General features: G+C 72.4%; 11 protein-coding genes. 5 read left to right on the top strand and 6 right to left on the bottom strand.

Going from position 1 to position 12,419, the window contains the following annotated elements:
- Nucleotides 1–140 precede the first annotated feature (140 nt).
- From ACWCQM_RS17240 to ACWCQM_RS17230, 3 genes are all read right to left on the bottom strand, one after another.
- The gene (locus tag ACWCQM_RS17240; protein WP_450916082.1) at nt 141–308 is read right to left on the bottom strand and encodes a hypothetical protein; all 168 of its coding nucleotides are present in this window, start codon (nt 306–308) and stop codon (nt 141–143) included.
- A 194-nt stretch (nt 309–502) separates the two neighbouring features.
- Nucleotides 503–3,475, bottom strand: a complete 2,973-nt coding sequence (locus ACWCQM_RS17235) for an AfsR/SARP family transcriptional regulator (RefSeq protein ID WP_450916081.1) — start codon at nt 3,473–3,475, stop codon at nt 503–505.
- Nucleotides 3,476–3,796: 321 nt separating this feature from the next.
- Nucleotides 3,797–4,000, bottom strand: a complete 204-nt coding sequence (locus ACWCQM_RS17230; protein WP_003967102.1) for a cold-shock protein — start codon at nt 3,998–4,000, stop codon at nt 3,797–3,799.
- 286 nt (nt 4,001–4,286) lie between these two features.
- Between ACWCQM_RS17230 and ACWCQM_RS17225 the strand changes: the two genes are divergently transcribed.
- From ACWCQM_RS17225 to ACWCQM_RS17210, 4 genes are all read left to right on the top strand, one after another.
- A complete protein-coding gene (locus tag ACWCQM_RS17225; RefSeq protein WP_450916080.1) occupies nt 4,287–5,165 on the top strand; it encodes a menaquinone biosynthetic enzyme MqnA/MqnD family protein in 879 nt (292 codons plus the stop codon).
- A 391-nt stretch (nt 5,166–5,556) separates the two neighbouring features.
- Nucleotides 5,557–7,227 carry a serine/threonine-protein kinase gene (locus ACWCQM_RS17220; RefSeq protein ID WP_450916079.1) on the top strand — a complete coding sequence of 557 codons (1,671 nt, stop codon included), beginning with the start codon at nt 5,557–5,559 and terminating at the stop codon, nt 7,225–7,227.
- A 73-nt stretch (nt 7,228–7,300) separates the two neighbouring features.
- Nucleotides 7,301–8,500 (top strand): cyclic dehypoxanthinyl futalosine synthase, encoded by a 1,200-nt coding sequence (mqnC, locus tag ACWCQM_RS17215; RefSeq protein ID WP_450916078.1) that lies wholly within the window; start codon nt 7,301–7,303, stop codon nt 8,498–8,500.
- A 7-nt stretch (nt 8,501–8,507) separates the two neighbouring features.
- The gene (locus ACWCQM_RS17210) at nt 8,508–9,152 is read left to right on the top strand and encodes an imidazolonepropionase-like domain-containing protein (RefSeq protein WP_450916077.1); all 645 of its coding nucleotides are present in this window, start codon (nt 8,508–8,510) and stop codon (nt 9,150–9,152) included.
- A gap of 81 nt (nt 9,153–9,233) precedes the next feature.
- Here ACWCQM_RS17210 and ACWCQM_RS17205 read toward each other — a convergent pair whose 3' ends face one another.
- From ACWCQM_RS17205 to ACWCQM_RS17195, 3 genes are all read right to left on the bottom strand, one after another.
- A complete protein-coding gene (locus ACWCQM_RS17205; protein WP_450916076.1) occupies nt 9,234–10,043 on the bottom strand; it encodes a DUF3152 domain-containing protein in 810 nt (269 codons plus the stop codon).
- A gap of 173 nt (nt 10,044–10,216) precedes the next feature.
- Nucleotides 10,217–11,032, bottom strand: coding sequence for a hypothetical protein (locus ACWCQM_RS17200; protein WP_450916075.1), 816 nt, complete (start codon nt 11,030–11,032; stop codon nt 10,217–10,219).
- Between the two features lie 9 nt (nt 11,033–11,041).
- Entirely contained in the window at nt 11,042–11,572 is a 531-nt protein-coding gene (locus ACWCQM_RS17195; protein WP_450916074.1) for a SigE family RNA polymerase sigma factor, read from the bottom strand.
- A gap of 154 nt (nt 11,573–11,726) precedes the next feature.
- On the opposite strand from ACWCQM_RS17195, the gene ACWCQM_RS17190 reads away from it, so the two are divergent.
- Entirely contained in the window at nt 11,727–12,419 is a 693-nt protein-coding gene (locus ACWCQM_RS17190; RefSeq protein ID WP_450916073.1) for a demethylmenaquinone methyltransferase, read from the top strand.

Here is a 12,419-nt window from a genome sequence, read left to right as displayed (position 1 = left end):
TGGAGAAAGCCTCGTGCTGCATCCCGTCACCGAGGATGCCTGACCCCACGCACGACAGCGCCCCCGCCCGCGTCCGGACGTGCGGCGGCCGCGACGGCTCCCCCTCCGCGCCGCCGCGGCCGTTCCCCGTGCAGATAGGTCTACTTGGCCGGCTCGCTCGTGGCGTGCGCGTCCAGAGTGGTGATCTCCTCGCCCGTGGCGTGCGCGTCCGTCGGCTTGATCGGCGAACCGGTCGCGTGGGCGTCCTGAGTGGTGATCTCCTCGCCGGTCGCGTGCGCGTCCGTGGGCTTGAGGATCTTGTCAGCCATGAAGCTCAACTCCTGAAAAGGTTCTGGCAGCGGATGGGCGGGCCCGCCCGGCGGTTCCCCCGTGGATCGCCGGGCGGGCCTTCCAGGGCCGTTCACCCTAACGGTGAGGCCACTCGCCGATCCGTCTGCCCCCCGACGCGACGGATCGATGTGTAGAGAGTGCCGGGAGGCGATAAACGATTGATGAACGCCCGTCAGGAGGCTCTGGCGGCCGGGACCGGGGCCAGCAGTTCACGGACGGAGTCGGCCTCCGGCGAGCCCAGGTCCTCGAAGATCGAGAGTGCCTCGCTCCAGCAGACCTGTGCGCGGTCGGTCTGGCCGATGCCCACGAGCGCGCGCCCCAGCGTGATGAGGACGTTGCCGCGTCGCCACTCGCCGCCGATACCCCGGAGGATGGCCAGCGCCTGTTCGGCGTGTGACGCCGCACTGGCGGGCTGGCGGATGGCGAGGTGCAGCTCGGCAAGCCGGAACAGGGTCATCCCGTGCCACAACTGCTGACGGCTGTCACGGAATACGGACATGGCGTCGGTCAGCGTCGCCAGAGCCAGGTCGGTCCGGCCCGAACCGCTGAGAGCCAGTCCCAGTGCGTACTTCCCGTTGGCGAGCCGCAGGGCCAGGCCGGAGGCGTCCGTCTCGTAGATACCGACGCCCATCTGCGCCAGTTCCACGGCACTCGCCGTCCGGCCCGTCGCCAGGTGGACACGGGAGAGGTTGCACAGGGCCGAGGCTTCGCCCGGCCTGTTGCCGTCCGCGCGGAACGCGGCCAGGGCCGCGGTCAGATGCGTTTCGGCATCCGTGTGCCGGTTCTCGTACAGGGCGATGATGCCCCGCTGGTTCGGAGCCTGGGCCAGGGAAACCGGGTCGTGGGCCAGACGGCCGAGTTCAAGGGCCTGCTGGGCCTCGGCCTCCGCGGAGGCGAACCGGCCGGACACGCTGAGGACATGGGCCAGCATCGTGCGGGCACGCCCCTCCGCGCGCGCGTCGCCCGATTCCCGCGCCGCCTCGCTCACCGCTGTGGCGGCGGTGGCGAACTGGCGTGCGTTCGCGCCGGATTCACCGAGGTCCACCACCGCCATGAGCAGATCGGCGGCTCGTCTCGGCATTCCGGACGCCGCGGACTGGCGTGCGCAGGCGAGCAGCCCGCTGGATTCGGAGAAGAGCCAGTCCAGGGCGGCCTCGCGGACCTGAAAAGTGAGCCCGGGGTGCACGGTGCGCGAGAAGTGTTCCAGCACCCGCTCACCCGGCCGCTCCAGCGCGTACACCCCCGCCGCCGTGGACAGGTAGAAGTCCAGCAGCCGCGACAGCGCCAGCTCCCTCTCCACCGGGGGGTGTTCGTCGCGCTCCGCGCAGGCACGCGCGTAGAGCCGCACCAGGTCGTGGTAGCGGTAGCGGCCCGGGGCGGCGGATTCCAGCAGGCTCGTGTCGACCAGGGTCTCCAGGACGTCCTCGGCCGCGTGGAGGTCCAGGTTCAGCAGGGCCGCCGCGGCGGCGAGGGAGATGTCCGGGCCGTCCGCCAGGCCCAGCAGCCGGAAGGCGCGGGCCTGGGCCGGCTCCAGCTGGCCGTAGCCGAGCTCGAAGGTGGCCTTCACCGCGAGGTCGCCCGCCTGGAGCTCGTCGAGGCGGCGCCGCTCGTCGGCCAGCTTCGCGGCCAGCACCGAGACCGTCCAGGTGCGCCGGGAGGCCAGCCGGGAGGCGGCGATGCGGATGGCCAGCGGCAGGAAGCCGCACGCCGCGACCACGTCCAGCGCCGCCTCGCGCTCCGTGCTCACGCGTTCGTCACCGACGATCCGGGTGAAGAGCTGGAGGGCCTCCTCGGGGGACATCACGTCCAGGTCCACCAGATGCGCGCCCGCCAGGTCGACCATGCGGACCCGGCTGGTGACCAGCGCCGCGCACCCCGCGGTGCCGGGGAGCAGCGGTCTGATCTGGGCCGCGTCATGGGCGTTGTCCAGCAGGATCAGAATGCGGCGGCCGTCGAGGGCGGAGCGGTAGAGCGCGGCCCGCTCGTCCAGGGTGTCCGGGATCGCGGAGTCCGCGGTGCCCAGCGCCCGCAGGAACGCGCCGAGGACGGTCTCGGGTTCGGCGGCCCGGGCTCCCGCGCCCTGGAGGTCCACGTACAGCTGGCCGTCCGGGAAGTGCGGGCGGGCCTGGTGGGCGACGTGCACGGCGAGGGTGGTCTTGCCGACGCCGCCGATCCCGGCCAGCGCGGAGACGGCCATGACGGAGCCCTCGGCGGTGGCGAGCCGGGCGCCCAGCTCGCGCACGAACGCGGCGCGGCCCGTGAAGTCCGGGACGGTGGCCGGGAGCTGGGCGGGCCGGACCGGGGCGGAGGCCGGGGCCGGCTCGTCGGCCGGGCGGGCCAGCTCCTCGTCGGCCTGGAGTATCCGCTGCTGGAGCTGGGAGAGTTCCGGGCGCGGGTCGACGCCGAGCTCCTCCGCGAGCAGCCGGCGGGTGTCGGCGTACACCGCGAGGGCCTCGGCCTGCCGGCCGCTGCGGTACAGGGCGACCATCAGCAGCTCGCGCAGCCGCTCGCGCAGGGGGTGCGCCGCGGTGAGGGCGGTCAGCTCGGAGACCGCCTCCGCGTGGCAGCCGACCTCCAGGTCCAGGTCGAGACGGGCCTCGGTGAGCTGGAGGCGCCATTCCTCCAGGCTGGTACGGCGGTTGTCGGCGTACGGACCGGGGAGGGAGGCGAGCGCCTCGCCGTCCCACAGGCCGAGCAGCTTGTTGATCAGGGTGCGCGCCTGGCAGCGGTCCCCGCCGCCGCGGGCCTTCTCCGCCTCGGCCGCCAGGTCCTGGGCGAGCGTCAGGTCGAGGGCCTCGCGCGGGATGCGGATCGCGTAGCCGCCGGACTCGCTGACCAGGGTGTCCTGGCCCAGCGTCTTGCGGAGCCGCGACGCGTACGTCCGTACCGTGGCCAGCGCCTGGGACGGGGGGTCGTCGCCCCAGAGGGCGTCGATGAGTTCGGCCGCGGTGGCCGTGCGGCCCTCGCGCAGCAGCAGGGCGGCCAGCAGGGCGCGTTGCTGCGGGGAGCCGGACGGGAGGGCCTCGCCGCCGCGCCACGCGCGTACGGGGCCGAGCACGGTGAAGCGCAGATCGGTGACGGCCGCCCGTTCCCGCGGAGCGCGTTGCTCCGGAACGCGCACACCGGGTCCGTCGTCGCGGTCCATGATGCCCCCTGTCCTGCTCGCCCCGCCGGTCCTGCTGATCCCGCTCTGTTCCGTACCGCTGGTATCGCGGTCAACAGTCTGCCTTGTTATGGGCGGGCTCGTCAGCATCGGGTGACGCTCTGCACAGGGCCTCGACAATGAATGATTGGGGGCGAGGGCCCGGCCGGCGGAGCGACGGGAGGGCCGGGCACTCCGCGGGCATGGCATCCGGAACGAGCGGAAGGCCCGGGGAAAGGGCAGGAGCCCCGCTCCTCCGCCGAAGCGGGGGAGCGGGGCTCCTTGGGTAATGCTCACTCGGCCGCGATCGGCCGACCCGGGCAACTAGGCCGGGGTGACGTTCTCAGCCTGCGGACCCTTGGGTCCCTGAGTGACGTCGAAGTTCACGACCTGGTTCTCCTCGAGGGAGCGGAACCCGGACGCGTTGATCGCGGAGTAGTGGACGAAGACATCCGGGCCGCCGCCGTCCTGGGCGATGAAGCCGAAGCCCTTTTCAGCGTTGAACCACTTGACGGTTCCGGTAGCCATAAGCCCTCCTTGGGCCAAAGGGTTGCCCTGCTCCAGAACCTGCAAACAAGTCTGAAAACTACAAAAGCCTGCGGGTTACATGCTCCGCAGGCTCTGTACTGCAAGGGAAACCAAACTGCAACTTGCGAATGAGCCTAGCACGCAGTCCACAGGGAGCGGTAGAGGGAAAGATCACTTCACCCGGATGTTTGATTGGGCCCCCGGAGAGGTGACGGACAAGGCGTCCGGAGAGCGGTCCGGGAGCCCCGATGATGCCCGCCTCCGGGCACGGGTCTAGCCTCGCGATGTGGACAATTCAACCGTCTCTCCCGTAGAAGGCGACGATCGTCGCAGCAGGCCGCGCGTCGGCCACATCCAGTTCCTGAACTGCCTCCCCCTCTACTGGGGCCTGGCACGGACCGGAACCCTGCTCGACCTGGAGCTCTCGAAGGACACCCCGGAAAGACTCAGTGAGCAGCTGGTCAGAGGGGATCTCGACATCGGTCCCGTCACCCTGGTCGAGTACCTGCGCAATGCCGACGACCTGGTGGCCCTCCCCGACATCGCCGTCGGCTGCGACGGCCCCGTGATGTCGTGCGTGATCGTGTCCCAGCTCCCGCTGGAGCAGCTGGACGGCGCCCGGGTGGCCCTCGGCTCGACCTCGCGCACCTCCGTACGGCTGGCGCAGCTGCTGCTCGCCGAGCGCTACGGCGTCACGCCCGACTACTACACCTGCCCGCCGGACCTGGGCCTGATGATGCAGGAGGCCGACGCGGCCGTCCTCATCGGTGACGCCGCGCTGCGCGCCAACCTCCACGACGCCCCCAGGCTGGGGCTCGAGGTCCATGACCTGGGACAGATGTGGAAGGACTGGACGGGCCTGCCGTTCGTCTTCGCGGTCTGGGCGGCCCGCAAGGACTACCTGGCCACGCACCCCGAATACGTCGAGAAGGTCCACGAGGCGTTCCTCGCCTCCCGTGACCTCTCGCTGGAGGAGGTCACCAAGGTGGCCGAGCAGGCCGCCCGCTGGGAGGCCTTCGACTCCGAGGTGCTGGAGCGCTACTTCACCACCCTGGACTTCCGCTTCGGCCCGGAGCAGCTGGCGGGTGTGCGCGAGTTCGCCCGGCGGACCGGCCCGACGACCGGGTTCCCCGCGGACGTGAAGGTCGAGCTGCTCGGCGGCTGACGCGTTCGCTCCCGGGAATGGTGCGGCAAAGAAGATGAATCCTGCACCATCCCGGACTCCCTTCCCGGCCCCTTCCCCGGACGGCCCTTTCGTACGGACGCGAGGCTCCGGCATTCCGTTCCGGGGAAAGGGCGCGAATGTCCGGAGTTCTGTCGAGGAGTCCCTTCCCGTACGCGTGCGGCCGAATAGCTGATGTCCCCCGGAACGCCTTCCGGTATCCGGCCGGTGAACGCCGATAGGGGCGGACGAACGGCGTATTCGCGCCTTTCGGTGTGGCGAAATCCCTGCTTCGTGCCGATAGGGGCGAAATCGGCGGAAGGGGGAACGGTGACCCCCCGGGCCGTGCACCCTAGGCTCTCGGTCGAGACCGGGGTCCACAGGGGGAGACCGTATGCAGCCGCTGGAAGCCGGCGAACCGCACACCATCGGCGCCTACCGGCTGCTCGGCAGACTCGGCGCCGGCGGGATGGGCCGGGTCTATCTGGGCCGCAGCGCCGGCGGGCGTACCGTCGCGGTCAAGGTCGTCCACCCCCACTTCGCCCTGGACGAGCAGTTCCGGGCCAGGTTCCGGCGCGAGGTGGACGCCGCGCGGCGCCTCGGGGCGCAGTGGACCGCGCCGGTCCTGGACGCCGACCCCGACGCCGCCGTGCCCTGGGTGGCGACCGGTTACGTGGCCGGGCCCCCGCTCTCCGACGCGGTCACCCGCTACGGCCCGCTGCCCGAGTACGCCGTACGCACGCTGGGCGCGGGGCTCGGCGAGGCACTCGACGCCGTACACGCGCACGGCCTCGTCCACCGGGACGTGAAGCCCTCCAACGTCCTGCTCGCCCTCGACGGCCCCCGGCTGATCGACTTCGGGATCGCCCGCGCCCTCGGCGCCGCCGTCTCGCTCACCTCCACCGGCGTCTCCGTCGGCTCGCCCGGCTACATGGCGCCCGAACAGATCCGGGGCCTGGACATCTCGGGCGCCGCCGACGTCTTCTCGCTCGGCGCGGTCCTCGCCTACGCCGCGACCGGTGCCGCGCCCTTCCCGGGCGACTCGTCCGCCGTACTCCTCTACAAGGTGGTGCACGAGGAACCCGAACTCGGCGACCTGGAGGGCGAGCTGCGCGAGCTGGTGGCCGGGTGCCTCGCCAAGGACCCCGCCGCCCGGCCCGCGCCCGCCGAGCTCGCCCGCAGGCTCGCCCCCGGCGGGGCCGCCGCGCTGGTGGCGCCGGGCTGGCTGCCGGGCCCCGTGGTGCGCGAGGTCAGCCGGTCGGCGGTGGCCCTGCTGGACCTGGAGCCGCAGGACGCGCCCGTGCAGTCGGGCCCGGTGCCCTTCAGCAACGCCTCGCTGGGAGCCGCGCCGCTCGGCGCCTTCGGCCCGCCGCTTCCGCCCCAGCCCGCCGAGCCGCCCGGGGAGCGCGGCCAGGGCGCGCGCATCGCCGTCACCATGGACTCGGGGGGCCCGCGGCCCGGTCCGCGCCGGCGGCGGGTCAGCTGCACCGTCGCGCTCGCCGTCGCGGGCGCGCTCGCCGTGATGACCGTCGGCGCCGCGATGATGGGGGACCTGTTCACCGGCGGCGGCGGTGGGGAGCAGGGCAACGACGTCGCGCAGCAGCCGCCCGCCACCGGGACGAAGGAGCCGACGGACGCCGCGCCCGGCGGGACCCCGGCCCCGACCCCGGCCCCGACCGGGACCGCTTCGGTGAGCGAACTGCCCAAGGCGTTCGCCGGGACCTGGAAGGGCCCCGCGACCGAACGCAGCGGTGCCCCCCACGGCACGGTCACCGCCGTGTTCGTCGAGGGGAGGAAGGGCGAGGAAGTGGTCCGGCTCACCTACCGCTTCGACGCGCTCGGCACGACGGTCCTCTGCAAGGGTGTCGGCACGCTCGTCTCCGGCACGGCGACCGAACTGAAGATCAAGGAGCGCGCCGATCCCGACGCCCGCACCGGAGCCCTGTGCACCGGGGGCGAAGCCGACCTCGTCTTCACCCTCGCCTCCGGCGGGACCCTGCTCTACGAGTCCCACGAGGAGGCCGCGGGCACGCCGAAGGGCACACTCACCCGGTCCGACGGCTGACCCGGGCAGGGGCTGGCGTAGGCTGGATCGGTCCGTGGATCCGCAGAAGAAACCGCCGAAAGGTGACAGCCCGGTGACCGAGAAGGCCGACCTTCAGCCCGTCCTCGACCGAGCCGCCGAAGGCGGTCGGATCACTCCGGAGGAGGCGCTCGACCTCTACAGGTCGGCCCCCCTGCACGCGCTGGGAGCAGCCGCCGACGCCGTGCGCCGCCGCCGCTACGCGGGTACCGAGCACATCGCGACGTACATCATCGAGCGCAACATCAACTACACCAACGTGTGCGTCACGGCCTGCAAGTTCTGCGCGTTCTACGCACCGCCCAAGGACACCGCCAAGGGCTGGTCCCGCGACCTCGACGACATCCTGCGCCGCTGCGCGGAGACCGTCGAGCTGGGCGGCACACAGATCATGTTCCAGGGCGGCCACCACCCGGACTACGGCGTCGAGTACTACGAGGAGCACTTCTCCGCGATCAAGAAGGCGTTCCCGCAGCTGGTCATCCACTCGCTGGGCGCCTCCGAGATCGAGCACATGGCCCGGATCTCCGGTGTCTCCGCGAAGGAGGCCATCGAGCGCATCCACGCCGCCGGTCTCGACTCCTTCGCAGGCGCCGGCGCCGAACTGCTGCCCGCCCGGCCGCGTACGGCGATCGCCCCGCTCAAGGAGTCCGGCGAGCGCTGGCTGGAGATCATGGAGATTGCCCACGGCCTCGGTGTCGAGTCCACCTCCACCATGCTGATGGGCACCGGCGAGACCAACGCCGAGCGCATCGAGCACCTGCGGATGATCCGTGACGTGCAGGACCGCACCGGCGGCTTCCGCGCTTTCATCCCGTACACCTACCAGCCGGAGAACAACAAGCTGAAGGGGCGGACGCAGGCCACCCTCTTCGAGTACCTGCGGATGATCGCCATCGCCCGGCTCTTCCTCGACAACGTCGCCCACATCCAGGGCTCCTGGCTGACCACCGGCAAGGAGGTCGGCCAGCTGTCCCTGCACTACGGCGCCGACGACCTCGGCTCGATCATGCTGGAGGAGAATGTCGTCTCCTCGGCCGGTGCCAAGCACCGCTCGAACCGGCTGGAGATCATCGATCTCATCCGCAAGGCCGGCCGCGTCCCCGCCCAGCGCGCCACGACCTACGAGCACCTGGTCGTCCACGACGACCCGGCGAACGACCCGGTCGACGAGCGCGTCGTCTCGCACATCTCCTCCACCGCGATCGCGGGCGGCACCGCGCACCCGGAGCTCAAGCTCCTCAACGCCAACTGACGCAGCGGTGCTGACCGTTCATGCCGCGCCGCTGGTCCTTCCGGTCGGCGCGGCAGCCGTTCCCGGGGGCGCGGTCGCCGTGGACGGCGACCGGATCGTGGCCCTCGGGCCGTACGACCGGGTCATGGACGCCCACCCGGCGGCCCGGGTCAGGCGGTGGCCCGGCGTCCTCACCCCCGGACTGTGCCAGCGGGACGCCCTCCCGCTGCTCACCCGGTGCTACCACCCCGATCCGCGCGAGGCGGACGAGCTCGGCGAACAGCCCGTCACGGGCGAGGAGTTCGAGCGGCTGGCCGGTCAGCTGGACGAGCGGCGCCGGGGCGGCAGCGTACGCCGGGGACTCCAGCGCATGCTGCGCCACGGGACCACCCATGTCGCGGGGGCCTTCGCCGATCCCGCCGTACGTACCGCGGTGCGCCGCTCGGGTCTGACGGAGGCCGGGCCGGCCGGTGCTCCGGCAGGCGAACCGGACCTCGACCCGTTCGCCCGGGGGCACGGCCTCGCCGGAACCGCGCACGGCCCGCTCGTCGTGGGAGGCCGGGCCGATCTCGCGGTCTTCGACGTGCCGGACGAGGCGGCGCTCCGCGCGGCCGGCGCCCGGACCTGTGTGGCCACGGTGCTCGGCGGGCGGCTGGTGTACCGGGGGCGCTGAGGGCACCGGCCCGGGCCTCACCGTACGTACGGCGCCGGCCGCCCCGGCCTCACCGCACGTACGACGCCGGCCGCCCCGGCCTCACGGCACGGAGGGCCCGCCCAGGTAGCGACCCCGCGCGTCGTACGGCCAGGCGTTGGAGACGCAGCCCTTCAGCCCCTTGATCTGCTGCATCATCGCGGGCGCGGGCTTCCCGGCGCCGGGGCAGGTCTCGTGGCCGTGGCCCAGCCAGTGGCCGACCTCGTGGTTGATGATCAGGGCCCGGTACTCGGCGGCGGACCCGTCGAACGTCGGTGAACCCAGCTGCCAGCGGGCGAGGTTGACCATGACGTTCTTCCCGCCGCGGCAGTTGACCTCCCCTCCGGTGTTCAGCCCGTACTGCCCGCAGAGCCGGTCGGTGGTGCGCGGTGTCCCTATGCGTATCACCAGCCCGGCGCTGCCGTCGTCGACCTGGCGGAAGGTACGGCTCCCGCCCTCGCTCCACCCCCGGGGGTCGGCGAGTATCTCCGCGATGTCCTCGGCGGCACTGTCCGGGTCCACCCCGATGCCGTCCTCGACCTCGACGCGGTAGCGGCTGCCGCCGCCGGAGGTGACGCCCGTGTGCGCCACCGTGAACGTGCCGGGGCCCGAGGACGGCACGGAGTCCGGGTCGACGGGCTCCTCGGCGTCCGGCGAGGCCTCGGGGGGCTCGGAGGACTTCGAGGGCGTGGGGCTCGCCGATGCCTCCGGCGCCTCCGGAGCGGTGGCCGTCGGGGAGGTGCTCCGCTCCGGCTCCCGCCCGGTCGCCACCGCGGCGCCGTTGTTCTGCCACGGCGGGGCGACGTGGAGGAAGGCGGCGACGGCGGCCGCCGCGACCACGGTCCCGGCGAGGACGGCACGCCGTCTTCGCATCCGTCTTCGTCGGTTCGTGGCCCTGGCCTGTAAGCGCGAAGTCCGTGCCGCCGGAGCGGATGCTCCGGCCCCCCGGCGGGCGCCCGAGGCGCTCCGCCGGCGATGGGTGTCGCCGTTGTTCATCTTCTGGTGGCTTTCCGTGGTCTCGGAACGTCCGTCCAGGAAGGGTGCGTTCACCCGCCCTGCACGCTGACCTGCTTCTCGAGCACCGGGTGCTCGTCCGCGTACCGCACGACGTCCAGCAGCCCACTGCCCCTGACCCCGTCCAGGAGCTGCTGAACGGTCACCGGCGCGGAAACCCCTTTCTCCTCGTCCGGTGAGACGTCGATCAGGACCGTGCTGTTCCCGAATTCGAAGAAGATCGATGTGGACTCCGTATCGAGGGAGTTGACCGCGGCGCGCCGGAGCTGCGCCTCGACGCCTCCGGTGAGTTCCGCCTTTACGCAGGTCATGCGCTTCTGCGGGACGTTCCGGCACTCCCCGGGCGCCGCGCCGTCGGCGGGCCGGACGGTGAAGTGCACGGTGAAGACGTTTCCGTCCGCCTCCCCCTGGTAGCGCGCGACGGTGGAGTCGACCGGGTGGATCGTGCCGACGGTGTCCGGCAGAGCGTCGTCCAGTGCCACGGCCGCGCGCTGCTGGAAGTCCTCCAGGCGCTGCCTCTCCCCGGCGGGCAGACCGGAGAGGCCGCCCTCCTCCGCCTCCCCGGGGGACGGCTCCACATGGACCGGCGTGCGGTACGGCGCCGGGGCCGCGGCCACTCCCGTACCGGACGCGGGGCTCGGCCCGGAGCCGCCGCCCGACAGCGCCGCCGCGCCGAGCACGCCCAGGGTGACCGCCCCGAAGGCGCTCGCCGTGAGCGCGAGCCGGGTCCTCGCCCGACGGCGCCTGCCCCGGGCGACGGCCTGGGGCACCAGGTCGGGAAGCGGGCCCAGACCGTCGGCCGTGCGCCGCATGACGTCTTTGACGAGCAGGGCGTCCTGGTCCGTCATGTGAGCTCCTCAGTTCGTGGTGACGTAGACATGAGCCGGTCCCAGCCGCTCCCGCAGCCGGGCCAGGGAACGCGAGCACTGGCTCTTGACGGTCGACTCGCTGCATCTGAGCAGCTCGGCGACCGACTCCACGCTGAGGTCCTCCCAGTAGCGAAGGACCACCATCGCCCGCGCCCGTGGAGGCAGTTCCGCGAGTGCGGCCAGCAGCGTCACGGTCAGGTCCGGGCCGACCGCGGCCCTGGGCACCTCGACGGGGGTGTGGGCCAGGAGGTCGCGCAGCCGGCGCCGGCGCTCGGCGAGAAACGTCCGCGTCAGGACCGTGCGCGCGTAGGCCTCTGGGCGGTCGGCCGCGCTCACCCGCCGCCAGTGCTGGAAGATCTTCGTCAGGGCCGTCTGGGTCAGGTCCCGGGCCCCCTCCCGGTCACCGCAGAGCAGGTATGCGGTGCGGTACAGAGACTGCTGGTTCGCCCGGGCGAAATCCTCGAAGGCGTCCGCGAAGCCACTCGGCCCGGTGGAGCCCTTGTCGCGCAGGACGGGCATCCGCGCTCCTCTCACGTTCTCCGGTTGGTCTCACCCCTGTACGAGCGCTGTCGGCCCCGAAAGGTTGAAGCCCGTTCCACGCCGCCGGGGCGACCGGGGCCGGGCCGCGCACGCCGCCGGGAGCGGCCGGGGGCGGGGCTGCTTGAATGGGAGGGTGACCCGAGCATCCCTGGAAAAGCAGCCGCACGAAGTCGCCTCGATGTTCGACGACGTGGCGGCGAACTACGACCTCACCAACGACGTGCTGTCGCTCGGACAGGCGCGGCTCTGGCGCAAGGAGGTCGCCCGCGCCGTCGACGCCCGACCGGCCCAGAAGATCCTCGACCTGGCAGCCGGTACGGCGACCTCCTCGCAGCCCTTCGCCCGCGCGGGCGCCTACGTCGTGCCGTGCGACTTCTCGATCGGGATGCTCCGGGTCGGCAAGGAGCGCCACCCGTGGATGCCCTTCACCGCGGGGGACGGCACGAAGCTCCCCTTCAAGGACGAGACCTTCGACACGGTCACCATCTCCTTCGGGCTGCGCAACATCCAGGACACCGGCGCCGCGCTGAGCGAGCTGTACCGGGTGACCAAGCGCGGCGGACGCGTCGTGATCTGCGAGTTCTCGCAGCCGACCTGGGCGCCCTTCAGGACCGTCTACACGGAGTACCTGATGCGCGCGCTGCCGCCGGTCGCCCGCGCCGTGTCCTCCAACCCCGACGCGTACGTCTACCTCGCCGAGTCGATCCGCGCCTGGCCCGACCAGGCCGGCCTGGCGACGCTGCTCCAGAAGGCCGGCTGGTCGAACGTGGCCTGGCGCGACCTCACCGGCGGCGTGGTGGCGCTGCACCGGGGCGTGCGCGACTGA

This window comes from Streptomyces sp. NPDC002125, from assembly GCF_053593715.1.
The sequence above is the reverse complement of the archived record's forward strand: the minus strand, read 5'-3'. Positions and strand labels throughout refer to the sequence as shown.

What these genes read in the sequence shown, in the direction of transcription:
- ACWCQM_RS17230 (WP_003967102.1), bottom strand. Translation starts at nt 4,000, where the DNA reads ATGGCTACCGGAACCGTCAAGTGGTTCAACGCTGAAAAGGGCTTCGGC.
- ACWCQM_RS17195 (WP_450916074.1), bottom strand. Translation starts at nt 11,572, where the DNA reads ATGCCCGTCCTGCGCGACAAGGGCTCCACCGGGCCGAGTGGCTTCGCG.
- ACWCQM_RS17235 (WP_450916081.1), bottom strand. Translation starts at nt 3,475, where the DNA reads ATGGACCGCGACGACGGACCCGGTGTGCGCGTTCCGGAGCAACGCGCT.
- ACWCQM_RS17220 (WP_450916079.1), top strand. Translation starts at nt 5,557, where the DNA reads ATGCAGCCGCTGGAAGCCGGCGAACCGCACACCATCGGCGCCTACCGG.
- ACWCQM_RS17200 (WP_450916075.1), bottom strand. Translation starts at nt 11,032, where the DNA reads ATGACGGACCAGGACGCCCTGCTCGTCAAAGACGTCATGCGGCGCACG.
- ACWCQM_RS17240 (WP_450916082.1), bottom strand. Translation starts at nt 308, where the DNA reads ATGGCTGACAAGATCCTCAAGCCCACGGACGCGCACGCGACCGGCGAG.
- ACWCQM_RS17205 (WP_450916076.1), bottom strand. Translation starts at nt 10,043, where the DNA reads ATGCGAAGACGGCGTGCCGTCCTCGCCGGGACCGTGGTCGCGGCGGCC.